This is a genomic window from Pseudonocardia sp. 73-21, assembly GCF_001899645.1.
Taxonomy (GTDB): Bacteria; Actinomycetota; Actinomycetes; order Mycobacteriales; family Pseudonocardiaceae; genus Pseudonocardia.
The window spans coordinates 1-23,189 of the sequence record NZ_MKVV01000095.1; the positions used below are offsets into that span (position 1 = coordinate 1).

The window sequence follows — 23,189 nt, forward strand, 5'->3', positions numbered from 1 at the left end:
CGCAACCTGATCAACTACCGGCTCCGGTCGCTACTGCACTGCGGGGCACTCGCACTCTAAATCCGGAAGAGCCGGATTACGGCCGTTCGGCCCAGTCGCTCAGCTCCAGATGGTCACGTACACCGGGGGGCGGAAGCGCGACGGCGGCACGCCCGCGCCGGGGAACCGCAGCAGCTTCATCGCCTCGGGGGTGCCCAGGAAGTGGCGCAGGGACGCGGCGGCCGGGGATCGCCGGTCGATCGGCAGCGTGGTGGCGTGCCAGCACAGCTCCAGCGGCGTACCGGGCACGTCCACCACCTGGAGCTCCCGGCGCCGCAGCTGGTGCACGGCGAGGTGGGCGATACCGGGCGCCGCCCCGCCGCCGCGCACGGCGGCCTCCCAGGCGGCGGTCTGGTTGGGGAAGACGCTCAGCCGGGAGTCGGGCACGCCCAGGTTGCGCAACAGGCGGCTGACGTCGCTGTCCGGGTCGGTGGCGGCCGGTTCCACGAGCCACGGCCACTGCGACGGCGCACCGCGCAGCCGGGCATCGGGTGCGGCGAGCACCACGAGCCGGCACCGGAAGACCGGTTCGCTGACCAGCCCGAGACTGCGGTCCCCGCCGAGGTACGGCCCGAGCGCCACGTCGGCGAGCCGCTGAGACACCAGCACGCCCATCTCGGCGGTGGCCGAGACGCCCGCCGAGACCTCGATCGACCCCGCCGAGCGTGCGGTGAACGCGTCGGCCAGCGGGCCCGCGACGAACTCGACGACGGAGTTCGGGGCCACCAGCCGCAGCTGTTCCGGCGCTCCCTGCGCGGACCGGACGGCCGACTCGGCCTCCGCACCGAGCGACACCATCTGCGCGGCGATCGTCAGGAGCCTGCTGCCGCCCGCCGTCATCGTCATGCCGCCGCCGCTGCGGGTGAGCAGCGGGTCGTCGAGGTACCTGCGCAGGGCGGCGAGGGCCTGGGAGACCGCGGGCTCGCTGACTCCCAGCGCGTTCGCCGCCGCCTTCACCGAGCCGAGGCGCGCGACCAGCACGAATGCGCTCAGCTGGGTCAGGGTCATGGGACCAGTGTGGCCCCCGTCACCACTAAGCGATCGGTTATTCGCCGATTGCCCCGGAGCATGACCCGGGCCACTATGGCGGCCATGGACCACGAGGAACCCACGGCGGGTGAGGCGATGTCCGTGCTGCGGGGCATCTGGAGCGCGCAACGCCCGAGCGGCGCCGACGCCGGCCCCAGCAACGCCAAGGTCTGCCGCAACATGAAGAACATCGGCTTCGGTGGCCTCGGCGAGGGTGGCGCCGACGGCGACTCCACCGCGGGCCCCGTCGACGACGACCAGCGCAGCGCCTGGCGGGAGCGCCTCCGGCGCGAGGGCAAGATCGTCCCGGGCGCCACCAGCCTGCGCGAGATCGTCCTGGGTGCAGCGGAGAACGGGCACTGACCACCGTCACCGGCGTCGCCGGGCTCACCGAGGCCCTGCGCGGCGCCGACTACCTGGCCGACCGCGGGCTGGCCACCGCCGTCTACGTGGCGCTGTCGCTGCGGCGTCCCCTGCTGCTCGAGGGGGAGCCCGGCGTCGGCAAGACCGAGATCGCCAAGGTGCTCGCGGCGGTGCTCGGGCGGGAGCTGATCCGGCTGCAGTGCTACGAGGGCATCGACACCAACCAGGCGCTCTACGAGTGGGACTACGCCCGTCAGCTCCTGCACATCCGGGCGATGTCCGAGCGCGGCGTGAGCGACGAGGCCGCGGTCGAGAAGCTGTTCGGGCCATCGTTCCTGCTGGAGCGCCCGCTGCTGCAGGCCGTGCGCGCCGGCGACCGCGCCGTGCTGCTCATCGACGAGATCGACCGCGCCGACGACGAGTTCGAGGCGTTCCTGTTGGAGATGCTGTCGGACTTCCAGATCACCGTCCCGGAGGTGGGCACGATCGTCGCGCCGTCGCCGCCGCTGGTGGTGCTCACGTCCAACCGCACCCGCGAGCTGCACGACGCGCTCAAACGCCGCTGCATGTACCACTGGATCGACTACCCGTCGCAGGAGCGCGAGGTCGAGATCGTCACCGTGCGGCAGCCCGGGGTGGGCCGGGAGCTGGCGACCAAGGTGGTGGCCGCGGTGCACCGGCTGCGCGAGATGGACCTTGCGAAGCCGCCGGGGGTCGCGGAGACCATCGACTGGGCCCGCACGCTGGAGTTCCTCGGCGAGACCGACCTGACGCCCGACGCCGCGGACGTCACCCTCGGCGCGGTGCTGAAGGAACGCGAGGACATGGAGCTGGCGCGCGACAACCTCGACGAACTGACCCGATGATCGTCGCGCTGCTCGTCGACTTCGGGCGGGCGCTGCGGCACCGGGGGATCTCCGTCGGCCCCGGTGACGTCGAGACGTTCTGCGCGGCGATGGCCACGCTCGACCCCACCGATCTCGACGACCTCTACTGGGGCGGCCGCACGTCGCTGACCAGCCGGCGTGACCACGTCCCTGTCTACGACGAGGTGTTCCGGGAGTTCTTCCTCGGCGAGAGCAACCCGGTCGAGGAGCTGCTGTCCCTGAAGGTCGACGCGGTCGAGGCCGAGGCCATGCTGGAGGTGCCCGCCACCGAGCCGCCCGGGGACGAGCGCGAGGAGCAGGACGAGACGCGGCTCGGGCTCGTCGCGTCGGGGATGGACACGTTGCGGCACAAGTCCTTCGCCGCCTGCACGCCGGCCGAGCTGCGGCTGCTGCGCCGGCTCATGGAGCAGATCCGGCTCACCCCGCCGCGCCGTCGCACCCGCCGCACCCGGGCGGCGCGCCACCGCGGGCAGCCCGATCTGCGCCGCACCGTCCGCGACTCGCTGCGGATGCACGGTGAGCCGGTGGCCCTGCGCCGCCGACGCCGGCGCGTCCGGCCGCGGCCGCTGGTGCTGATCCTCGACGTGTCCGGTTCGATGGCCGACTACTCCCGCGCCCTGCTGCAGTTCGCGTACTCCGCGCGGCGGGCCGCCCGCAAGGTCGAGGTGTTCTGCTTCGGCACCCGGCTCACCCGGATCACGGTGCCGCTGCAGAAGCGCAGTCCCGACGAGGCGCTGGCCGAGGCGGCCGCGCACGTCGTCGACTGGGAGGGGGGCACCCGCATCGGCGACTCCCTCGACGAGTTCGTGCGCGGGTGGGGACGGCGCGGGGTCTGCCGTGGCGGGGTGGTCGTCATCTGCTCCGACGGCCTCGACCGGGGCGACCCGGACACCCTGGACACCGCCCTGGAACGGCTCACCCGCCTGTGCCACCGCATCGTGTGGATGAACCCGCACAAGGGCGACGACGCGGCCTACCGGCCGTCGACGATGGGCATGATGGTGGCCGAGCCGCACATCGACGTGCTGCTCTCGGGCCACGACCTCAGCAGCCTCACCGAGCTGGCGGTCCTGCTGCCCGAGCTGCGTTAGGAGGGGACGACATGACCAGGTGGAGCGTCGCCGTCGAGGCCGAGGGCGACCGCGTCATGGAGCTCGACGAGATCGTCGAGCTGGCCGACGCCGTGGCCCCGGCCGGCGGCATCGCGTCGGGCATCGGCACGCACCGCTACGGCGCGCAGCTCGTGGTCGAGGCGGAGACGCGCGAGGAGGCCCTCGACCGGGGCCGCGCCGAGTTCGCCGCCGCCGTGGAGAAGGCCCGGCTGCCCGTCTTCGACGTGGTGCGGGCCGAGGCGGTCAGCGAGGCCGAGGACGCTGAGCCCGAATGATCCGGCTGGGCTCGCTCGCCGGCTACGCGTTCTCCGGCCCGCGGGTGCTGGGCAGCTGGACCCCGCCGCCGCGGCCCGGCGTGTACGCCGTGCTCTACAAGCCCGACCCCGACTCGGAGAAGTACGCCGTGATCTACGTCGGGCACGCCGACGACCTCGCCACCGAGGGTTTCCCCTTCCGGCACCGGCGCTCGCCGTGCTGGGTGAAGCGCGCGGGCTCGAAGTGGAAGGTGCACATCGCGTTCCTCGAGGTCCCGGGCGGCAACCGCGGCCACCGCGAGATGATCACGAACGAGCTGGTGGCGGTCTACCACCCGTTCTGCAACGAGCAGCAGTACGACAACGAGTGGCGCGCGGAGTGGATCGGGGAGTACTCCGACGCCCCGAACACCGCGCCCCTGCCCCCGCACCGTTCCGGCGACCACATCTGACCTGCGAGGACGCTATGGCGCGTCCGACATGTGCAGCGTGGCGTCGATCTCCGCGAGCCGGATGCTGTGCCGGCGGGCGTGGTGGCCGCAGAACATCAGCTCGCCACCGGACGGGAGCACCGCCCGGACCCGGGCGGCCGCGCCGCAGCGGTCGCACCGGTCGAGCGCGGACAGGTCCGCCGGGCTGCTGAGTGACGAGATGGAGTTCATGGCGGGCAACCTCTCGATCGGGGTGTCACCGAGTGTGGTGGGTACCCCGGCGCGGCCGGACTCACCGCGGCGGAGACATCGACGATCCCGGACCTCATGCTGTTGTCACCGATCGGCAACCCGGCCGCTCCACGGAACAGGTGCCCCGCGCGCGATGCTCCGCGTGTGGCTCCGTCTCCCGCCCCCGGGTGGCCCCGGGCGTTTCGTGGGTCCCTGGCCGTGGCCGCAGGGCTCGTCACCTGGGACCGGTTGCAGGGGGCCGCGTATCTGCGGGTGTTCCCCGACATCTACGTGCCCGTCGGTGACGCGCCGCCGAAGCTCGCCCTCCGGTCCCGCGCCGCCTACCGGCTCGTGGGGGGGCGGGGCGTCCTGTCGGGGTACTCGGCGGCCGAGATCCTGGGGGCGTCGTGCGGGCCGGGGAGGACGCCCGCGGAGGTGATGGTGCCGGGCGGTGGGCAGCGACAGCATCCGGGCCTGCTGGTGCACCGCGACCGCCTGGTGCACGCGCCTGGTGGACAAGGGCTGGCGCATCTACCGCTACACGGAGTACGAGATCCACCGGGAGCAGCAACGGATCCTGGACGAGGTGGGCCGGGCGCTGGAACGCGTGAGGTGAACGTGGTGGGGCTGCCGGGGCCGGCCATGCCCCACCACGTTCACCTCACCCGCGGAACCCGACGGTGTCGAGGATCCGGGACCTGCGGGTGCCCGACGCCGGTCTCGCCACTGCCGCCCGGTCCGGGACCGGGTTCACCTTCTCGATGATCTCCTCCGCGTAGCCGTAGAGGAGGGGCAGTGCCCCGGAGACCCGGGCGCCCGTCGCGTTGATGTGCTTCAGGCCGGGGCGGATGAGGGTGGCGTCGTCGCGGATCTGCTGGACGAGGCCGTCACCCGCCTCCAGCGTCGTCGCGATCTTCCCCAGCAACGACCCGGTCCAGTAGAGGAAGAACGCCAGGCCGGCGATCAGGACGACGATCTCGATGACGGTCAGGACGACCATGTCAGACCTTCGGGGTGGGGTAGGGGATGGTGCCGAGGACGCGGCCGAGGAACAGGTGGTGCTGCAGTCCCTCGGCGAGAACCTGGTCGAGCCCGCCGCCGACCGTGGTGATCAGCGTCGTGTCCTTCGTGTTCGCGGTGATCCCGATGAGGTTGCCGGCCACCTGCTGCACGCCCGCGTCGATGCGCTTCACGAACGCGATCAGCAGCGAGAGCAGCACGACCACGGCGACGATGACGACGGCGCCGATCACCAGGATCACCGTCCAGTAGGTGAGTTCTCCGTCGGACAGTGGCACGTCAGCCTCCCAACCGCGCGCGACCGCGCTGCAGCCCGCCGATGATCTCGCCGGCGTGGTCGATGGTCTCGCTCAGCCCGGCCAGGCCGGCGGTGTTGGTGCGGGAGCGGCCCAGCGCCTCGTCGATCTCCTGGGCCCTGGTACCGATCCTGTGGGCCAGCACCAGGATCGGCGTGACCAGCGCGACGACGACCACCACGACCACCAGCCCGATGACGAGTCCGAGCGTCCATCCGAAGGGCACCATCACACCGTCTCCGTCCAGGCCCGCACGGGGGCCAGGTTCGCGTTCACCGATCCGACCACCGACGGCACCGTGGCTGTCCGGTCCGCGATGACGCGGACCCCGGCGACGACGGAACCGAGCGTGGTGTGCACGTGGCGCAGGTGCAGGACCACCCGCAGGAGGCCGACGGCGGTGACCGCGATGATCAGTACCGCGATCACGACCGTGGTCCAGGCGACGAACGGCATCTCAGACCTCCACCTGCCGTGTCGATGCTCGGTCCGCTTCGCTCGCCCTCGGGGGCAGCAGCGTCGCGACGCTCCCCGCGTACCGGGTCGCCCCCACGGCGACCTGCCGGACCGTCTCGTCGGTCCTGGCCAGCAGTTCCGGCGTGTCGTCCAGCTCGCCGGCGAGCTCGACGCCGTGGGTCAGGATGTCGTCGGTCGCCGCGCGGATGCGCTCCACCGCCGACAGCACGCGGTTGAGCAGCCCGATCACCACCGGCAGCACGACGAAGAGCAGGACGGCGTTGCCGATCCACCAGAGCACCATCACCCGTCACCTGTTCCGGTCGTAGGGGAGGAAGAAGCGGGCCCACACGCGCTTGAGCGCCGCGATCGCGGCCCGCAGGCCGATCGCGAGACCGCTGGCGGGCGCGGCCGCGCGGATCGCGGTGGCGGTGCCCCCCGACCCCTGGTTGTCGATGTTGTACTGGACGCAGTCGGCGAAGCTGCCCATGAGCACGCCGGTGACGTCGGCGATCAGGCCCCGGCCGAACTGGGCGGCCGCGCCGGAGACGGTGAGGTCCTGGTCGACCTTCACCGTCGTGCCGCGGCCCGACGACAGCATCGTCGCGGTGATCGTCATGGCGGCTTCGCCGCGGCCACGGTCCTCCGACCCGGCCGCGTGCAGCACCATCCGGTGCGCGGTCTCGTCGGCGGAGACGATCTCCGCGACGCCGCTGAAGTTCAGCTTCACCGGGCCGAGCGCGGCGACGACCTTCCCGTCGTAGCGGCCGTTGCCGTCGTCCCCGACCAGCGACGCGCCGGGCAGGCACGGGGCCAGGTTGGGGACATCGAGAAAGTAGGCCCACACCTTCTCGACGGGTGCGGCCACCTCGAACTCGTTCTGCAGGATCACGCGTCGCTCCTGACGGGAGGCATGCCGGACACGTCCTGGCCGTCCTGGACGGCCTGCCAGACGCGGTCGGGCAGCAGCGGCATGTCGATGTTGCGGACGCCCGTGTCGGACAGGGCGTCGTGCACCGCGTTGACGAACGCGGCGGGCCCGCCGACCGTGGCGCACTCGCCGACGCCCTTGGCGCCCAGCGGGTGGTGCGGGCACGGCGTGACCACCTCGTGCAGCTCGAACCCGGGCGTCTCCCACGCGGTGGGCAGCAGGTAGTCCATGTAGTTCGAGCCGACGATGTTGCCGTCGGCGTCGTAGGTCTGGAACTGCATGCTCGCCGCGGCGTAGGCCTCGGTGAGGCCGCCCATGATCTGGCCCTCGACGATCATCGGGTTGATCCGCACCCCGCAGTCGTCGACGGCGACGACGCGCAGCACGTCCCAGACGCCGGTGGCCGGGTCGACCTCGACCGTCGCGATGTAGCAGGCGAACGGCCAGGTCAGGTTGGGCGGGTCGTAGTAGGCGTTGTTCTCCAGGCCGGGCTCCATGCCGTCGGGCATGTTGGAGTACGCGGCCATCGCGCACTCCTGGATCGTGGCGCCGCGCTCGGGCGCGCCGCGGACGTAGAAGCGGCCGAGCTCCCACTCGACGTCCTCCTCGGACACCTCCAGCAGGTGCGCCGCGAGCTTGCGCGCCTTGGCCCGGATCTTGCGGGAGACCATCGCGATGGCGGCCCCGGCCACCGGCGTCGAGCGGGAGGCGTAGGTGCCCATCCCGAACGGCGCGGTGTCGGTGTCGCCCTCCTCGACGATGACGTCGGCGGCGGGGATGCCCAGCTCGTGGGCGACGATCTGGCCCCACGTCGTCTCGTGGCCCTGGCCCTGGCTCTTCGCCCCGACGCGCAGGATCGCCTTGCCGGTCATGTGCACCCGCAGCTCGGCGGAGTCGAACATCTTGATCCCGAGGATGTCGTACTCGCGGCTGTTGCCGGCGCCGAGCGGCTCGGTCATCGTCGAGATGCCGATGCCCAGGCGCCTGCCGCGGGTGCGGGCCTCGGCCTGGTCGATCTTGAACTGGTCGTAGCCGATCGCGTCCAGACCGATCTGCAGGCACTTGCCGTACTGCCCGGAGTCGACGAGGAACCCGAACGGCGTGCGCGCGGGGAACGCGTCGTCGTGGAGCAGGTTGCGGCGGCGGAACTCGGCCTGGTCCATGCCCAGGTCGACCGCCGCGGCCTGCATCATCCGTTCCTGGAAGAACATCGCCTCGGTGACGCGGAACGAGCACCGGTAGGCGACACCGCCGGGGGCCTTGTTCGTGTAGTGCCCCTGCGCGGTGATGTGGCCGGCGCCGACGTCGTAGCAGGCGAACGCCGAGTGCATCAGCCCGATCTTGAACTTGCTGGGCTGGGCGTCGGAGAAGAACGCGCCCTGGTCGGTGTCGGCGTGCATCCGGACGGCGAGGATCTTCCCGTCGGAGCGCAGCGCCATCTCGCCGTCGAGGTACATGTCCCGGCCGAACCCGGTGGAGATCAGGTTGCCGGTCTTGTCCTCGATCCACTTCACCGGCTTGCCCAGTAGGATCGACGCGAGCGTGGCCGCGACGTAGCCGGGGTAGACGGGCACCTTGTTGCCGAACCCGCCGCCGATGTCGGGCGAGATGATCCGGATCATGTGCTCGGGCAGCTCCGTGACCAGCGCGAACGCGGCCCGGATGATGTGTGGCGCCTGCGTGGTCATGAAGACCGAGAGCTTCTGCGTGGCCGGGTTGTAGTCCGCCACGGCGCCGCAGCACTCGATGGGTGAGGGATGGCTGCGTGGGTAGTGCAGCTTCAGCTTCGACACGACGTCGGCCGTGGCGAAGGCGCGGTCGGTGGCCGCGCGGTCGCCGACCTCCCAGCGGTAGCAGGTGTTGTCGGTCTGGCCCTCCTTGTCGTCGCGGATGATCGGCGCGTCGGCGGCCCTGCTCTGCAACGGGTTGACGACCGGCGGCAGCGGCTCGTAGTCGACCACGATCGCCTCGCAGCCGTCCTTGGCGATGTACGGGTCGTCGGCGATGACGACGCACACCTCCTGGCCCTGGAAGCGCACCTTGTCGGTGGCCAGCACGGCCTGGGTGTCGTAGGACAGCGTGGGCATCCAGGCGAGGTTGCGCTGCGCCATCATCTCGCCGGTGAGCACCAGCCGGACCCCCGGGATCTCCCAGGCCTTGCTGGTGTCGATGCTCGTGATCGTCGCGTGGGCCAGCGGGCTGCGGAGGACCTCCATGTGCAGCATGCCGGGCAGCTTGATGTCGTCGACGTAGTTGCCGCGACCGCGCACGAACCGGGCGTCCTCGACGCGCCGGCGGCTCGCGCCCATGCCGCCGATCTTGACCTCGTCCACCGCGGTCACGACACACCACCACTCTTCTTCTCGGCCGCCCAGAGGACCGCCTTGACGATGTTCTGGTAGCCGGTGCAGCGGCAGAGGTTGCCCGAGATCGCCCAGCGGACCTCCTCCTCGGAGGGGTCCGGGTTGCTCTCCAGCAGGGCGTGGGAGGTCAGCATCATCCCGGGCGTGCAGAACCCGCACTGGAGCGCGTGCTCGCGGGAGAAGCCCTCCTGCACCGGGTCGAGCTCGCTGGGCGTGCCCAGCCCCTCCACGGTGGTGATCTCGTGCCCGTCGGCCTGCACCGCGAGCATCGTGCAGGACTTCACGGGCGTGCCGTCGACGAGCACGGTGCACGCACCGCAGCTGGTGGTGTCGCAGCCGAGGTGGGTACCGGTCAACGCGAGCCCCTCGCGCAGCAGGTGGGCCAGCAGCAACCGCGGCTCCACCTCGACCACGCGCTTCTCCCCGTTGACGGTGACCGTGATGCGCCGCTCGTCGACGCCGACCTCGCGGACGACGGAGGACTGTCCGTAGCTCATGCTGCCGCACCCACTTCCTGCCGTTGGAGTCCGCGTCTCACGAACGTCGCCACCACGTGGCGCTTGTAGGCCGCGCTGCCGCGGTGGTCGCTGCGGGGCTGGGCCGCCGCGGCCGCCAGCTCGGCGGCCTCGTCGATCGTGTCCGTGGTCAGGGCCCGGCCGGTCAGGGCCTGCTCGGCCGCGGTCGCCGCGATGTTGCTGGGGCCGACGCCGGTGAGCGCGATGCCCGCGCGGGTCACGGTGTCGCCGGACATCTCCAGCGCGACGGCGACCCCGGCCGTGGCGAAGTCGCCGACGCGCCGTTCCAGCTTGAGGTAGCTGCCCGAGACGTGCCCCTGCGCGGCGGGGACGACGGCCTCGATCGCGATCTCGCCCGGCAGCAGCGCGTTCTGGAACGGGCCGAGCGAGAACTCCGAGGCCGGGATCGTCCGCCGCCCCGAGGGGCCGAGCGCGACGATCGAGCCGCCGAGCGCGAGCAGCACCGACGCCCAGTCGCCCTGGGGGTCGGAGTGGCACAGCGACCCGACGAGCGTGCCCCGGTTGCGCACGATCGGGTCGGCGATCAGGGGGGCGGCCGAGGCCATCAGGGGGTGGCGGCCCGGCAGGAGCGCCGAGCGCTCCAGCGAGACGTGGCGGCACAGCGCGCCGATGCGCAGCGTGCCGTCGGCGTCCTCTCGGTGGTGGTCGAGCCCGGGGATGTTGTTGATGTCCACGAGCAGTTCGGGTGCGGCGAAGCGCAGCTTGAGCAGGGGCACGAGGCTCTGACCGCCGGCGAGGATCTTGGCCTCGTCGCCGAACCGGGTGAGCAGCGCACGGGCCTCGTCGAGCGAGCGGGGCGCCTCGTACCGGAAGCGGGACGGATACATCGCTGGTCTCCCTCTACAGCCGCGGACGCGGACGTCGGTACGGCTCGCGCTCGGGTTCGGCCACCGCGACGGGCAGCACGTCCTCCTCGGGGTCCGGGCGCGGTTGCTGGTGCGGGGGCCACGGGCCGGCCACCGGCTGGCCGGCGATCTTCATGAACTCCGTCAGCTGCGGCCAGGCCCAGATCGTGGGGCTCCGGCCCTCCTTCGGCGCGTCCTCGATGAGCTCGAACATCCGCGGGTTGCCGGTGCTGTGACCGCTGGACTCGATCGCCATTCGTCCTCGCTCGCGTGGTCCTGTGTGATGAGGGGCACATGCTGCACCCGGTTGCGCCGGACCGCCTAACCGTCCTAAGTGAAGGCTTAAGTGCTCTTGTCCGGCTCCGCGAACGGGATCACCATGGCCGGACCCACCGGCGGGAGAGCGATGCAGGTCCCAGCTCACTTCGAGTACCAGCGCGCCACCAGCGTCGAGCACGCGATCGCGCTGCTGACCCGCCACGGACCGGAGACGCGCGTGGTCGCGGGCGGGCACAGCCTCATCCCGATGATGAAGCTGCGCCTGGCCCAGCCGGAGATGCTGATCGACATCAACGACCTGGGCGAGCTCGCCGGGATCACCGTGGCGCCGGGCGTGCTCCGGCTCGGCGCGATGGTGCGCCACGCCGACCTGCTCGGGTCCGCGCAGGTCGGAGCGCTGCTGCCGGTGCTGCACGACGCGGAGCGCGTGATCGCCGACCCCGTGGTGCGCAACCGCGGCACCATCGGGGGATCGGTGTGCCAGGCCGACCCGTCCGAGGACCTCGCGGGGGCCTTCTGCGCGCTGCGGGCGGTCGCCGTGATCCGGGGCGCCGACGGCGACCGGGCCGTCCCGATGCGGGAGTTCTTCACCGGTCCCTACGAGACGGTCGTCGGCCCGGCCGAGGTGCTGGTCGAGCTGCGGGTGCCGCTCTGGTCGGCGGGGAGCGCGTACCTGAAGGTGGACCGCCGCTCCGGCGACTGGGCCGTCGCCGCGGCCGCGGCCGCGGTGGCGACGGGGCCCGGTGGGGTGGTCACCGAGGTCGGGATCGGGCTCACGGCCGTCGGGCGGTTCCTGGCGGAGGAGGCCGAGGACTTCCTCCGCGGCCGCGCCGCCACCGAGGCGAACCTCGTCGAGGCGGGGCGGGTCGCGGCACAGCACTGCCGGCCGACCGCCGACCAGCGCGGACCCGTCGACTACAAGCGCCACCTCGCCGGCGAGCTCACCACCCGGGCGCTGCGCCTGGCCGTCGAGCGGGCGGCCTGACGTGGAGATCACCGTGGTCGTCAACGGCCGCGAGCACACCCGCGAGATCGAGCCCCGGCTGCTGCTGGTGCACCTGTTGCGCGACGAGCTCGGCCTCACCGGCACCCACTGGGGCTGCGACACCTCCAACTGCGGTGCGTGCGTGGTCTGGATGGACGACGTGCCCGTGAAGTCGTGCACGGTGCTCGCGGCCATGGCGTCCGGGAGGCGGGTGCGCACCGTCGAGGGACTGGAGGGGCCGTTCGGGCTCGACCAGGTGCAGCGGTCTTTCGCGCTGTGTCACGGCCTGCAGTGCGGGTTCTGCACACCGGCGATGCTGCTGACCTCGCGCTGGCTGCTCGACCACAACCCCGACCCGTCCGAGGGGGAGATCCGCTCCGCCCTCTCGGGCATCACGTGCCGGTGCACCGGGTACGAGAACATCGTCCGGGCCGTTCGGCACGCCGCGCGTTCCGAGGCCGGGTCATGAGTGCGCCTCCGGCGCCCGTGCGCGGAAATCAGTGCCCTGACCCTGATTTCCGCGCACGACCTGCCGGGGCCGAGAGCTCGACGCCCATGGGCCACGGGTCGATGCTCCGCAAGGAGGACGCGCGGTTCCTGCGCGGGCGCGGGCGCTTCGTCGACGACATCCAGCTGCCCGGCATGCTGCACGCCGCGGTGCTGCGCAGCCCCTACGCGCACGCCCGGATCGTCTCGGTCGACACGAGTGCGGCGGAGTCGCACCCGCTGGTGCGCGCCGTGATCACCGGCGAGATGCTCGCCGACCGCGGCCTGGCCTGGATGCCCACGCTCTCGCACGACGTGCAGGCCGTGCTGGCCACCGACAAGGTGCGCTACCAGGGACAGGAGGTGGCCTTCGTCGTCGCCGAGAACCGCTACGCCGCACGGGACGCGCTCGCCCTGATCGACGTCGAGTACGAGCCGCTCACCCCGGTCGTCGACGCGCAGCAGGCCCTCGCCCCGGACGCGCCGCTGGTGCGCGACGAGATCGACGGCCGCACCGACAACCACATCTTCGACTGGGAGGCCGGTGACGCCGCCGCCACCGACGCGGTGTTCGCCGCCGCCGCCCACGTCAGCGCCTGCGACCTGCTCTACCCGCGCGTGCACCCGGCGCCGCTGGAGACCTGCGGCATCGTCGCGAGCTCGGACGCGGTGAGCGGGAAGCTCACGGTGTACGCCACGGCCCAGGCCCCGCACGCGCACCGCGCCATGTACGCGTCGATCGCCGGGATCCCCGAGCAGAAGATCCAGATCATCGCGCCGGACATCGGCGGCGGGTTCGGCAACAAGGTCGGCATGTACCCGGCCTACCTCTGCGCGGTGGTGGCGTCGGTGATCACCGGCGCGCCGGTGAAGTGGACCGAGGACCGCTCCGAGAACCTCATGACCACCTCGTTCGCCCGCGACTACCACATGCGCGGCGAGATCGCGGCCACCGCGGACGGCACGATCCTGGGCCTGCGCGTGCGGGTGCTGGCCGACCACGGTGCGTTCAACGGCACCGCGCAGCCGTCGAAGTTCCCGGCGGGGTTCTTCCACACGTTCACCGGCTCCTACGACATCCCCGCGGCCCACTGCCGCGTCACGGGCGTCTACACGAACAAGGCACCCGGCGGCGTCGCGTACGCGTGCTCGTTCCGGATCACCGAGGCGTCGTACCTGGTGGAGCGCATGGTCGACGTGCTCGCCCACGACCTCGGGCTCGACCCCGCGGCCGTCCGGATGGGCAACCTGCTGCGCCCCGAACAGTTCCCGTACGTCTGCGCGACGGGCTGGGAGTACGACTCCGGTGACTACGCCCGAGCGCTGGAGCTGGCCCTGGAGATGGCGGGCTACGACGAGCTGCGCCGCGAACAGGTGGCGCAACGGCAGGCGTACGAGGAGACCGGGCGCGGCACCGTGATGGGCGTCGGCATCAGCTTCTTCACCGAGGCCGTCGGCGCCGGGCCGCGGAAGATGATGGACGTCTTCGGCTTCGGCATGGCCGACGGTGCCGACCTGCGCGTGCACCCGTCCGGTTCGGCGGTGCTCGCCGTGTCGTGCATGTCGCAGGGGCAGGGCCACGAGACGACGTTCGCGCAACTCGTCGCGGAGGAGCTCGGGATCTCGCCGGACGACGTCGAGGTCGTGCAGGGCGACACCGACCGCACCCCGTTCGGCCTGGGCACCTACGGGTCGCGGTCGACGCCGGTGTCGGGCGCGGCCACCGTGGTGGTGGCGCGCAAGGTGCGTGAGCGCGCCCGCATCGTCGCCGCCGCGATGCTCGAGGTGGCCCCCGCCGACCTGGAGTGGACGAAGGGCCGGTTCGACGTGCGCGGCGTGCCGGGTGTCGGGGTGACCATCGGCGAGATCGCGCGGGCCGCCCACTCCGACCTGGAGCTGCCCGAGGGCGTCGAGGGCCACCTGGACGCCTCCTGCGTCTACAACCCGCCCAACCTGACGTTCCCGTTCGGCGCGTACATCTGCGTCGTCGACGTGGACCCGGGCACCGGGCAGGTGAAGGTCCGCCGGTTCGTCGCGGTGGACGACTGCGGGGTGCGGATCAACCCGATGATCGTCGAGGGACAGATCCACGGCGGACTGGCCGACGGGATCGGGATGGCGCTGATGGAGCTGATCGCCTTCGACGGCGACGGCAACCACCTCGGCGCGTCGTTCATGGACTACCTGCTGCCGACGGCGGTGGAGTGCCCGTCCTGGGAGCTGGGGACGACGGTCACGCCGTCGCCCCACCATCCCATCGGGGCGAAGGGCGTGGGGGAGTCGGCGACCGTCGGGTCTCCGGCGGCGGTGGTGAACGCGGTGCTGGACGCGATCGGGGTGCGGCACGCCGACATGCCGCTCACCCCGGCGCAGGTGTGGCGGGCGGTGCAGGGCCGGCCGATGCGAACGGATCTGGCGGTGAGTGATGGGTGGTGAGTGATGGGTAGAGCCGATCTCCTGGAGCGTGTGAACGGGCTGCGCACCGGCCGTACGCCGTTCGTGCTGGCCACGGTGGTGCGGGCCGAGCGCCCGACGAGCGCCAAACCGGGCGACTGCGCGCTGGTGCTGGCCGACGGCACGATCGACGGCTTCGTCGGCGGCGTCTGCGCGGAGTCCACCGTGCGGCTGGAGAGCCTTCGGCTGCTGCGGTCCGGGGAGTCCGGGCTGCTGCGGATCACGCCGGCCGCCGACGACGGGCCCGCGCAGGAGGGCGTGCGCACCGTCGGCAACCCGTGCCTGTCCGGCGGCACCCTGGAGATCTTCCTGGAGGCGATGATCCCGCCGGTGCTGGTCTCGGTGTACGGCGAGGCGCCGGTGGCGCGGGCGCTGGTGAGGGTCGGGAACGCGCTGGACTGGGACGTGCGCTCCGGCGTCGACCCGGCCGCGCCGATCGCGGCCGACACGTCCGCCGTCGTCGTGGCGTCGCACGGCCGCGACGAGGCCACCGTCCTGCGGGCGGCGCTCGCCGCGGGCGTCGGCTACGTGGCGCTGGTGGCCAGCCGTCGCCGCTCGGCGGGGGTGCTCGAGGAGCTCACGGCGCTGGGGGTCGGCCCGGACGAACGGGCACGGATCCACGCGCCCGCCGGGCTCGACATCGGTGCCCGGACGGCCGCGGAGATCGCGCTGTCGGTGTTCGCCGACATCGTGGCGCACCGGCCGCGGGTGGACCTGCCCTCCGAGCCGGAGGGGACGATCGTGCACGCCGCCACCGACCCCGTCTGCGGGATGGACGTCGCGGTCACGCCGTCCAGCATCTCGGCCCGGCACGCCGAGGAGGTGGTCTACTTCTGCGGCACCGGCTGCCGGCAGGCCTTCCTCGACGACCCGGCGCGGTTCGCCCGCTGACCGCCGACCTCGCAGCCCGTATGTCGTCCTCGCAGCCCGCCGGCGCGCTGCGACGTGCTCGACGGGCTGCGACGTCGGGGCCGGCCCTACTGGCGGGTGCCGAACATCCCCGTGAACGTGCTGCGGAAGACCTGCTCGTCGCCGCGGTGCAGGGCGGCCCGCAGCCGCACGAGCCCCAGGCCCGGACGGCTCTTCGACAGCCGTGCCTCCAGGATCTCCATCGTGGCGCGCAGCTCGTCGCCCGCGAACACCGGCGCGGGCCAGGCGATGTCCTCCCCGCCGGGGGAGCCGAGCGAGGTGGCCTTGTTCAGCACCTCGTCGACGTAGAGGCGCATCCAGATGCCGGCGGTGAACCAGCCCGACGCGGCGAGGCCCTTGAACAGCGACTCGGCCGCGGCGGCCTCGTCGAGGTGGAAGGGCTGGGGATCGAAGCGGCGGGCGAACGCCACCATCTCGTCGCGGTCGACCACGGTGGTGCCGAGGTCGAACACGCGGCCGGGGGTGAGGTCCTCGAAGGCGAGCTCGGGCATGCCGGTGATCGTCGCACGGACCCGCTCAGCCGAGTGCGGCCAATCCGGCCTGTGCCACGTCCATGTCCTGGCTCCAGTGCCCGCCGCTGACGCCGATCGCGCCGACGCGCTCGCCGTCGACGACGATAGGGTAGCCGCCACCGAAGATCACCAACCGGGGGATGCCGGTCGGGGCACCCGCGGCCAGCGGCGCGTCCCCGGAGATGAAGTCGTGCCACTCGTGGGTGGGCATGCCGAACCCGTTGGCGGTGTAGGCCTTGTCCTGCGCCACCTGCGACGAGGGCAGCGGCGCCCCGTCCATCCGGGAGAACGCCTTGAGGTTGCCGCCGACGTCGAGGACCGCGATGCACATCGGCACCCCGATCCCGACGGCCCTGGCCTCGGCCGCCGCGATCATGCGGTGGGCGGCGTCGGTGCTGATGCTGGTGGCGGCCACGGTGTCGCTCATCGGGTGATCCTGCATCAACGGCCGACGAATCCCAACGCCTCCACGTGCAGCACCCCGTTGGACGAGACGCCGTCCCCGCCCGCGAACGTGTCGGCGCCGGTCAGGTCCGTCAGCCGCCCGCCCGCCTCGGTGAGGATCGGGACGAGCGCGGCGAGGTCCCACGGGTTCGCCGCCGCGTCCACCGCGATGTCGACGACGCCCTCGGCCACGAGGCAGTGCTGCCAGAAGTCGCCGAACGCGCGGGTCTCCCACACGGCGTCGACGAGGGCGAGGTAGCGGTCGAGGCGGCCCTGCTCCGCGAACGTGCGCAGGTCGGTGGTGGACAGGTACGCGTCACCGATCCCGCCGACCCCCGAGACCGCGATCGCCCGCGGCTCTCCGCCCGGCACGTCGGTGGTCCAGGCGCCCAGCCCTCGGGCGGCCCACCAGCGCCGGCCCAACGCGGGTGCGCTGGCGACGCCGACCACCGGCACCCCGCCGTCGGTGAGCGCGATCAGCGACGCCCACGCGGGCATGCCGCGCGAGAAGTTCTTGGTGCCGTCGATCGGGTCGAGCACCCAGCTGCGGCCGACGGTGGGCACCTCGCCGCCGCCCTCCTCGCCGAGCACGTCGTCGTCGGGGCGCTCGGCGGCGATCAGCGCGCGCAGGGCCTCCTCGGTGGCGAGGTCGGCGTCCGTGACGGGGGTGCGGTCGGGCTTGCGGGTGACACGCAGGTCCGCGGCCCGGAAGCGCGGGAGCGCGATCGCGTCGGCCGTGTCGGCCAGTCGCAGGGCGAGGTCGAGATCGGCGTTCATGTCCACGGTCTGTGAGCCTGCCAGGCGCCACCCTCTGATCGTCCGACGGGCATAAGGTGAGTCCGTGACCACCACAGTCCTGCTGGCGGAGGACGACAGCGCGATCGCCGAGCCCCTGTCGCGTGCCCTGCAGCGCGAGGGCTACGAGGTGGACGTCGCCTCCGACGGGCTCGCCGCGCTCGAGCGCGTCCGCCTCGGGCACATCGACCTGCTCGTGCTCGATCTCGGCCTGCCGGGCATGGACGGCCTCGAGGTCTGCCGCCGTGTTCGGCTCGACTTCCCCGACCTGCCGGTGCTCATGCTCACCGCCCGCACCGACGAGGTCGACTTCGTCGTCGGCCTGGACGCCGGGGCCGACGACTACGTCGGCAAACCCTTCCGGCTCGCCGAGCTGCTGGCGCGGGTCCGGGCCCTGCTGCGCCGGCTCACCCCGGAGGCGGTGGAGGTCGGCGGCGTCCGGATGGAGCTCTCGGGCCGGCGCGTGCTCGTCGACGGCGCCGAGGTGGGCCTGGCCAACAAGGAGTTCGAGCTGCTGCGGGTGCTGCTGCTGCGCGCCGGGCAGGTCGTCACCCGGGAGGAGATCCTGCGCGAGGTCTGGAACGACCCCGAGATGAAGACGTCCAAGACGCTCGACATGCACATGTCGTGGCTGCGCCGCAAGATCGGTGGCGAGCAGCGCATCGCGACGGTGCGCGGTGTCGGGTTCCGGTTCAACCATGACTAGTCGGTAATGCGCCGCCGCATCCTCCAGTCCACGCTGCTGGTCGTCACCATCACCGCGCTGGTGCTCGGCGGGCCGCTGGCGATCACCACCTGGCAGCTGGTCAAGGACCTCACCACCGCCGAGCTGACGGGCCGCCTCGAGGTGGTGGCCACGCGGCTGGGCAGCCCCGACGCGTCCATCGACGTGCCCGGTGTCGAGCTCGCGGTGCCGCCGGGGGGCCGGCTGCTGCTGCTGCGCGACGGGCAGCCCACCCAGGCGGTCGGCAGCACCTCCGTCGGTGAGGACCCGGTCTTCGCGTTCCTGCCGTTCGGCCCCGGAGGCGTCCTGCGGCTGGAGGAGCCGCGCTCGATCATGCGCACCCAGCAGCTGCAGGTGACGTTCATCGTGCTGCTGCTGGTGGTGCTGTCGGTGAGCACCGGTGCCGTGGTGGCCACGGTCACGGCACGGCGCCTGGCCGAACCGCTCTCCGACGTGGCCGACCGCGCCGCCCGGCTGGGCGCCGGCGACTTCCGGTCCGCCCCGGGGCGCCACGGCATCCCGGAGCTCGACCGCGTCTCCGACGTGCTCGACACCTCCGCCGCGGCGCTCGCCGACCTGGTGCAGCGCGAGCGGGAGCTCGTCGGCGACGTCTCCCACCAGCTGCGCAGCCGCCTCACCGCGCTGCAGTTGCGGCTCGACGAGCTGGCCACCCACCCCGACCCGAGCGCCCGGCGCGAGGCGATGGCCGCCCTGGAGCAGACCGAGAAGCTCACCGCCGTGCTCGACGAGCTGCTCGACGCGGCCCGGGCCGCCCGCGCGGCCGGGGCCGAGGTGGCGGACCTGCGCGAGGGGCTCACCGCCGTGGCCGAGGAGTGGCGGCCGGCGTTGAAGGCGGAGGGGCGCTCGCTCAAGCTCCGGGTCCCCGACGGGTTGCTCGCCCGCGTCACGCCCACCCGGATCCGTGAGGCCGTCGGCGCGCTCGTGGACAACGCGATCCAGCACGGCGGTGGCACCGTCACCCTCAGTGCCCGCTCCACCGAGACCAGCATCCTGGTGGAGGTGGCCGACTCCGGCGCCGGCGTGCCCGAGGAGCTGGTGCCGCACGTCTTCGACCGCGGCGTGTCGGTCGGCTCGTCCACGGGCCTGGGCCTGGCGCTGGCCCGGGCGCTGGTGGAGGCCGACGGCGGGCGCCTGGAGCTCTCCCGGGCCCGCCCGGCGATGTTCACGATCTTCCTGCCGGCCGCCCGCGCCGACGACGTCGTGTCGGCGCCCCGACCGGCGCGCACCAGCCCCCGCTGAACCGCGGGACCTGTCTCAGTCCTGGGCGGTGGGCACCTGGCGGCGGACGTCCTGGTCGGGGAAGACATACCTGCGGAAGGCCCACCAGCGGAACGCCATGCCCACCAGCGTGCCGATGATCTGGCCGCTGACGAAGTCGGCCACCTCCTGGCCGAATGGGCTGACGTTGGGGATCTGCAGGTCCAGCAGGTAGCGGGAGACGGCCAGCGGGGCCGTGTACACGGCCACGCCGATGCCGCTGATGACGAAGAACAGCATCGCCTCGTGGTGCGTCTCCCGGCCGCCGCGGGTGCGGAAGGACCACTCGCGGTTGAGGACGTAGGACACGATCGTGGCCACCAGCACTGCGATGATCTTGGCGGTCAGCGGCTTGGAGGAGAGCACCGTGGACTTCAGGACCAGGAACACCGTGGTGTCGATGACCCAGGTGGTGCCGCCGACCATTCCGAACTTGAGCAGCTCGCGGTGCTTGATCGCCAGCGCCCGGTAGGGCTCGGGGATCGCGGCGAGCGCGGATTCGACCATCGACACCTGTTCGATCGTGCCAGAGGCGGCGGGCTCGTGCCCTCACCGGGGCGCCATGTCTCCCTTACCCCGAGGGTAGGTTCCAGGTCCGTGGAGAACTCCCTTCCGGTCGTCGGCATGATCGGTGCCGGACAACTGGCCCGTATGACCCACCAGGCCGCCATCGCGCTGGGGCAGTCGCTGCGCGTGCTGGCCGTGGATCCCGGCGACCCCGCCGCCGTCGTGTGCTCCGACGTCCGGCCGGGCGGGGCCGACGACCTCGCGGCGCTGCGGGCGTTCTCCCGTGGCTGCTCGGCCGTCACGTTCGACCACGAGCAGGTGCCCCAGGAGAACCTGCGCGCGCTCGTCGCCGACGGCGTCACCGTCCGGCCCGGTCCGGACGCGCTGCTGCACGCCCAGGACAAGCTCGTCATGCGTCGCCGGCTCGACGCACTGGGGGCGGCGATCCCCCCGTTCGCCGAGATCCTGAGCCCCGACGACCTCACCGCGTTCGTCGCCGAGCACGGCCCGTCGGTCGTGAAGGCCGTGCGCGGCGGCTACGACGGGCGCGGCGTCTGGATGGACCCCACGCCCGCGGAGGTGGCCGAGCTGCTGGCCGCGGGCACCCCGCTCATGGTGGAGCAGCGGGTGGCGATGCGGCGCGAGCTGGCCGCGCTCGTGGCGCGGTCGCCGTTCGGGCAGGCGGCGGCGTGGCCGGTGGTGGAGACCGTGCAGGCCGACGGCCAGTGCGTGCAGGTGCTCGTCCCCGCCCCGGGCCTCGACCCCGACGTCGCGTCGGCGGCGCAGGAGCTCGCGCTGCGGATCGCCTCCGAGCTGGACGTGACCGGGCTGCTGGCGGTGGAGTTCTTCGAGAGCGCCCCGCGGAGCGCAGGCGGAGCGGGCATCGGCGCTGCCGGCCGGCTCGTCGTCAACGAGCTGGCCATGCGGCCCCACAACTCCGGGCACTGGACGATCGAGGGCTCCCGCACGTCGCAGTTCGAGCAGCACCTGCGCGCCGTGCTCGACTACCCGCTCGGCGCCACCACCCCCACCGCGCCCGCCGTGGTCATGGCGAACGTCCTCGGCGCGGCCGAGCCCGTCGCGATGAGCACCGACGAGCGCCTGCACCACCTGTTCGCCCGCTTCCCCGACGTCAAGGTGCACCTCTACGGCAAGACCGAACGCCCGGCACGCAAGGTCGGCCACGTGACGGCGCTGGGCGGCGACATGGAGCAGGTGCGGGCGAAGGCGGCCCTGGCGGCGGAGTGGCTGAGCAGGGCGGTGTGGGCGGACGGCTGGGACGCCCACGCGGGCGCCCCGACCCTTCCGACGAGCGGCACCCTCGTCGGATAGGTTCCGACGGGAGTGCCGCTCGTCCGCGGTGCCGTTCGAGAGGGAGAGGTTCCGTGGCAACCGTCGGTGTGATCATGGGGTCGGACTCCGACTGGCCCGTCATGTCGGCGGCCGTCGACGCGCTCTCCGAGTTCTCCGTCTCCTCCGAGGTGGGCGTCTACTCGGCGCACCGCACGCCGCAGCGGATGCTCGACTACGCCACCAGCGCCGTGGAGCGGGGGCTGCGGGTGATCATCGCCGGGGCGGGCGGGGCCGCCCACCTGCCGGGGATGGTCGCCGCGGCCACGCCGCTGCCGGTGATCGGGGTACCGGTGCCGCTGGCGCGGCTCGACGGGCTCGACTCCCTGCTGTCGATCGTGCAGATGCCCGCGGGCGTCCCGGTGGCGACCGTCGCGGTGGGGGGCGCCCGCAACGCCGGGCTCCTCGCGGTCCGGATCCTCGCCGCCGGTGATCCGGACCTGCTCGCGCGGATGACGGAGTTCCAGGCGGAGCTCGAACGGTCGGTGCTCGCGAAGGACGCCGCGCTCAGGGCCACCGTTCCGGACCAGTGACCACCCGGCCGTAACCCGGATGGCCTACAACCGATCGTGTGTCACGTCCCGAACAACGGGGTATGCGCACTTTCCCGCCGCTCGCGGTGGACGACGCCGACGTCGGTGTGCTGCGCAGCTGGATCCACGCCGACGCGCCCCAGACGGCCCGTCGGGCCCACATCGTCCTGCTCTCCGGCGCGGGTCTCGGCCCGAGTGCGGTGGCCGACGAGGTCGGGTGCTCGAAGCAGACGGTCATCACCTGGCGTGAGCGGTACCGGTCCCTCGGCCTCGCCGGCCTGCGTGACGCCCCGCGGTCGGGCCGCCCGGCCACCGTCGACCCGCTGGCCGTCGTCGCCCGCACCCTGGACCCGCCGGTGCCCGGTGTCGCCCGCTGGTCGACCCGCACGCTGGCCGCGGAGCTCGGCATCAGCAACGTCGCGGTCGCGAACATCTGGCGCGCCTGGGGAATCAGCCCGGCCCCGGGCGGGCGGGTGCAGCTGGCCACCGAGCCGGCCGTCGAACGCGCCGTCACCATGGTGCGGGGCCTGTACCTCGGCGGCCGGACGCGCGTCCTCGCCGTGCAGCTCGACGACCGCACGCCCGTGCCGTCGAGCAGGCGGGTCGGGGCCTCGGGGCACCTGACGGGGATCGACGTGCGACCGCACGCCGACGAGGTGCCCGCCTTCCTGGGCCGGCTCGACCCCCGTCCGCCGCTCGCGCTGCTGGTGGACGGGGTGCCGGACGAGGTGGGTCGCTGGGCCGCCGGCCGGCGCGGCGTGACGGTGCACGCCGTCCCGGCCGTCGTCACGTGGTCGCGGATCGCACGTTCGGCCTGCCTCGCCGCCGCCGGGAACCCGTGCGGCGAGGCGTCCGTGGCCGCGGTGCGGACCGCGCTGGACGGCCACCGCGGGGACGGCCCGTTCGCGTGGGCGGGGGCCCGCCCGGAGGCCGCGGAAATTCACGTGGCGGGGTGTGCGTGATCGGTCGTAGGGTGGCCGTACACGTGAGAGGAGGTGGTCCAGCGTTGATTGTCAACCGGACTCGTGAGGTGGCTGTCCGCTAGCACCACAGGATTCTTCCGACCGTTGTGGAGCCGGTGTGGTGCCGGCAAATCCTCGACAGTCACCCGTGATCCCC

Annotated in this window: 31 protein-coding genes; 15 read left to right on the forward strand and 16 right to left on the reverse strand. The window is 72.7% G+C overall.

Annotation, left to right across the window (positions count from 1 at the left end; translation table 11 throughout):
• Positions 1-99 precede the first annotated feature (99 nt).
• Entirely contained in the window at positions 100-1,047 is a 948-nt protein-coding gene (locus tag BGP03_RS29990; protein ID WP_296367388.1) for a LysR family transcriptional regulator, read from the reverse strand.
• A gap of 84 nt (positions 1,048-1,131) precedes the next feature.
• On the opposite strand from BGP03_RS29990, the gene BGP03_RS29995 reads away from it, so the two are divergent.
• The 5 genes from BGP03_RS29995 to BGP03_RS30015 all read left to right on the forward strand — a co-directional run bounded on the left by BGP03_RS29995 (position 1,132) and on the right by BGP03_RS30015 (position 4,136).
• A complete protein-coding gene (locus BGP03_RS29995; protein ID WP_296367390.1) occupies positions 1,132-1,431 on the forward strand; it encodes a hypothetical protein in 300 nt (99 codons plus the stop codon).
• Positions 1,432-1,517: 86 nt separating this feature from the next.
• Positions 1,518-2,297 carry a MoxR family ATPase gene (locus tag BGP03_RS30000; RefSeq protein WP_298796740.1) on the forward strand — a complete coding sequence of 260 codons (780 nt, stop codon included), beginning with the start codon at positions 1,518-1,520 and terminating at the stop codon, positions 2,295-2,297.
• Positions 2,294-3,409 carry a VWA domain-containing protein gene (locus BGP03_RS30005; RefSeq protein ID WP_296367394.1) on the forward strand — a complete coding sequence of 372 codons (1,116 nt, stop codon included), beginning with the start codon at positions 2,294-2,296 and terminating at the stop codon, positions 3,407-3,409. The genes BGP03_RS30000 and BGP03_RS30005 overlap by 4 nt, the downstream gene beginning before the upstream one ends.
• 11 nt (positions 3,410-3,420) lie before the next feature.
• Positions 3,421-3,705, forward strand: coding sequence for a hypothetical protein (locus tag BGP03_RS30010; RefSeq protein WP_296367395.1), 285 nt, complete (start codon positions 3,421-3,423; stop codon positions 3,703-3,705).
• On the forward strand, positions 3,702-4,136 hold the full coding sequence (locus BGP03_RS30015) for a hypothetical protein (protein ID WP_296367396.1): 435 nt from the start codon (positions 3,702-3,704) through the stop codon (positions 4,134-4,136). Before BGP03_RS30010 ends, BGP03_RS30015 begins: the two co-directional genes overlap by 4 nt.
• Positions 4,137-4,148: 12 nt before the next feature.
• Here BGP03_RS30015 and BGP03_RS30020 read toward each other — a convergent pair whose 3' ends face one another.
• Positions 4,149-4,346, reverse strand: coding sequence for a hypothetical protein (locus tag BGP03_RS30020; RefSeq protein WP_298796741.1), 198 nt, complete (start codon positions 4,344-4,346; stop codon positions 4,149-4,151).
• 451 nt (positions 4,347-4,797) lie between these two features.
• Between BGP03_RS30020 and BGP03_RS30025 the strand changes: the two genes are divergently transcribed.
• Positions 4,798-4,962: a hypothetical protein gene (locus BGP03_RS30025; protein ID WP_298796742.1), complete on the forward strand. Its 165-nt coding sequence runs from the start codon at positions 4,798-4,800 to the stop codon at positions 4,960-4,962.
• A 45-nt stretch (positions 4,963-5,007) separates the two neighbouring features.
• On the opposite strand, the gene BGP03_RS30030 is transcribed toward BGP03_RS30025, so the two are convergent.
• The 10 genes from BGP03_RS30030 to BGP03_RS30075 are packed head-to-tail and all read right to left on the reverse strand — an operon-like array spanning position 5,008 to position 11,049.
• On the reverse strand, positions 5,008-5,346 hold the full coding sequence (locus BGP03_RS30030) for a hypothetical protein (RefSeq protein ID WP_296367401.1): 339 nt from the start codon (positions 5,344-5,346) through the stop codon (positions 5,008-5,010).
• Between the two features lies 1 nt (position 5,347).
• Positions 5,348-5,644 (reverse strand): hypothetical protein, encoded by a 297-nt coding sequence (locus BGP03_RS30035; RefSeq protein WP_296367403.1) that lies wholly within the window; start codon positions 5,642-5,644, stop codon positions 5,348-5,350.
• A 1-nt stretch (position 5,645) separates the two neighbouring features.
• Positions 5,646-5,891: a hypothetical protein gene (locus BGP03_RS30040; protein ID WP_296367946.1), complete on the reverse strand. Its 246-nt coding sequence runs from the start codon at positions 5,889-5,891 to the stop codon at positions 5,646-5,648.
• Positions 5,891-6,118 (reverse strand): hypothetical protein, encoded by a 228-nt coding sequence (locus BGP03_RS30045; RefSeq protein WP_296367405.1) that lies wholly within the window; start codon positions 6,116-6,118, stop codon positions 5,891-5,893. Before BGP03_RS30045 ends, BGP03_RS30040 begins: the two co-directional genes overlap by 1 nt.
• 1 nt (position 6,119) lies before the next feature.
• Entirely contained in the window at positions 6,120-6,422 is a 303-nt protein-coding gene (locus tag BGP03_RS30050; RefSeq protein WP_298796743.1) for a hypothetical protein, read from the reverse strand.
• A 6-nt stretch (positions 6,423-6,428) separates the two neighbouring features.
• Entirely contained in the window at positions 6,429-7,010 is a 582-nt protein-coding gene (locus BGP03_RS30055) for an SRPBCC family protein (protein WP_298796744.1), read from the reverse strand.
• Positions 7,007-9,358, reverse strand: a complete 2,352-nt coding sequence (locus BGP03_RS30060; protein WP_298796914.1) for an aerobic carbon-monoxide dehydrogenase large subunit — start codon at positions 9,356-9,358, stop codon at positions 7,007-7,009. Before BGP03_RS30060 ends, BGP03_RS30055 begins: the two co-directional genes overlap by 4 nt.
• A gap of 29 nt (positions 9,359-9,387) precedes the next feature.
• A complete protein-coding gene (locus BGP03_RS30065; RefSeq protein ID WP_296367412.1) occupies positions 9,388-9,909 on the reverse strand; it encodes a (2Fe-2S)-binding protein in 522 nt (173 codons plus the stop codon).
• On the reverse strand, positions 9,906-10,775 hold the full coding sequence (locus BGP03_RS30070; protein ID WP_296367414.1) for a xanthine dehydrogenase family protein subunit M: 870 nt from the start codon (positions 10,773-10,775) through the stop codon (positions 9,906-9,908). The genes BGP03_RS30065 and BGP03_RS30070 overlap by 4 nt, the downstream gene beginning before the upstream one ends.
• 13 nt (positions 10,776-10,788) lie before the next feature.
• Positions 10,789-11,049: a hypothetical protein gene (locus BGP03_RS30075; RefSeq protein ID WP_298796745.1), complete on the reverse strand. Its 261-nt coding sequence runs from the start codon at positions 11,047-11,049 to the stop codon at positions 10,789-10,791.
• Positions 11,050-11,199: 150 nt separating this feature from the next.
• Between BGP03_RS30075 and BGP03_RS30080 the strand changes: the two genes are divergently transcribed.
• From BGP03_RS30080 to BGP03_RS30095, 4 genes are all read left to right on the forward strand, one after another.
• Entirely contained in the window at positions 11,200-12,057 is an 858-nt protein-coding gene (locus tag BGP03_RS30080; protein ID WP_296367417.1) for a xanthine dehydrogenase family protein subunit M, read from the forward strand.
• A 1-nt stretch (position 12,058) separates the two neighbouring features.
• Positions 12,059-12,526: a (2Fe-2S)-binding protein gene (locus BGP03_RS30085; protein WP_296367419.1), complete on the forward strand. Its 468-nt coding sequence runs from the start codon at positions 12,059-12,061 to the stop codon at positions 12,524-12,526.
• 86 nt (positions 12,527-12,612) lie between these two features.
• Positions 12,613-14,979 (forward strand): aerobic carbon-monoxide dehydrogenase large subunit, encoded by a 2,367-nt coding sequence (locus BGP03_RS30090; protein WP_296367422.1) that lies wholly within the window; start codon positions 12,613-12,615, stop codon positions 14,977-14,979.
• Positions 14,980-14,982: 3 nt separating this feature from the next.
• Positions 14,983-15,888, forward strand: coding sequence for an XdhC family protein (locus BGP03_RS30095; RefSeq protein ID WP_296367424.1), 906 nt, complete (start codon positions 14,983-14,985; stop codon positions 15,886-15,888).
• A gap of 86 nt (positions 15,889-15,974) precedes the next feature.
• On the opposite strand, the gene BGP03_RS30100 is transcribed toward BGP03_RS30095, so the two are convergent.
• Genes BGP03_RS30100 through hisN form a run of 3 tightly spaced genes read right to left on the reverse strand, consistent with a single transcriptional unit; the run spans position 15,975 to position 17,660 of the window.
• Positions 15,975-16,418, reverse strand: a complete 444-nt coding sequence (locus tag BGP03_RS30100) for a MaoC family dehydratase (protein ID WP_296367426.1) — start codon at positions 16,416-16,418, stop codon at positions 15,975-15,977.
• Between the two features lie 25 nt (positions 16,419-16,443).
• Positions 16,444-16,866, reverse strand: a complete 423-nt coding sequence (locus BGP03_RS30105) for a heme-binding protein (RefSeq protein ID WP_296367428.1) — start codon at positions 16,864-16,866, stop codon at positions 16,444-16,446.
• A 14-nt stretch (positions 16,867-16,880) separates the two neighbouring features.
• Positions 16,881-17,660, reverse strand: coding sequence for a histidinol-phosphatase (gene hisN, locus BGP03_RS30110; RefSeq protein WP_298796747.1), 780 nt, complete (start codon positions 17,658-17,660; stop codon positions 16,881-16,883).
• Between the two features lie 64 nt (positions 17,661-17,724).
• On the opposite strand from hisN, the gene BGP03_RS30115 reads away from it, so the two are divergent.
• Positions 17,725-18,384, forward strand: coding sequence for a response regulator transcription factor (locus tag BGP03_RS30115; protein ID WP_296367432.1), 660 nt, complete (start codon positions 17,725-17,727; stop codon positions 18,382-18,384).
• Between the two features lie 6 nt (positions 18,385-18,390).
• A complete protein-coding gene (locus BGP03_RS30120) occupies positions 18,391-19,662 on the forward strand; it encodes a HAMP domain-containing sensor histidine kinase (protein ID WP_296367433.1) in 1,272 nt (423 codons plus the stop codon).
• 15 nt (positions 19,663-19,677) lie between these two features.
• Here the strand turns inward: BGP03_RS30120 and BGP03_RS30125 are convergent, their stop codons facing one another.
• Positions 19,678-20,193, reverse strand: a complete 516-nt coding sequence (locus BGP03_RS30125) for a GtrA family protein (RefSeq protein ID WP_296367434.1) — start codon at positions 20,191-20,193, stop codon at positions 19,678-19,680.
• An 84-nt stretch (positions 20,194-20,277) separates the two neighbouring features.
• Here BGP03_RS30125 and BGP03_RS30130 point away from each other — a divergent pair, with 84 nt between their 5' ends.
• The 3 genes from BGP03_RS30130 (at position 20,278) to BGP03_RS30140 (ending at position 23,032) form a co-directional block, all read left to right on the forward strand.
• The gene (locus BGP03_RS30130; protein ID WP_296367437.1) at positions 20,278-21,519 is read left to right on the forward strand and encodes a 5-(carboxyamino)imidazole ribonucleotide synthase; all 1,242 of its coding nucleotides are present in this window, start codon (positions 20,278-20,280) and stop codon (positions 21,517-21,519) included.
• A gap of 74 nt (positions 21,520-21,593) precedes the next feature.
• Entirely contained in the window at positions 21,594-22,070 is a 477-nt protein-coding gene (purE, locus tag BGP03_RS30135) for a 5-(carboxyamino)imidazole ribonucleotide mutase (protein WP_296367949.1), read from the forward strand.
• A 62-nt stretch (positions 22,071-22,132) separates the two neighbouring features.
• A complete protein-coding gene (locus BGP03_RS30140; protein WP_296367440.1) occupies positions 22,133-23,032 on the forward strand; it encodes a helix-turn-helix domain-containing protein in 900 nt (299 codons plus the stop codon).
• The last annotated feature ends 157 nt before the right edge of the window (positions 23,033-23,189 follow it).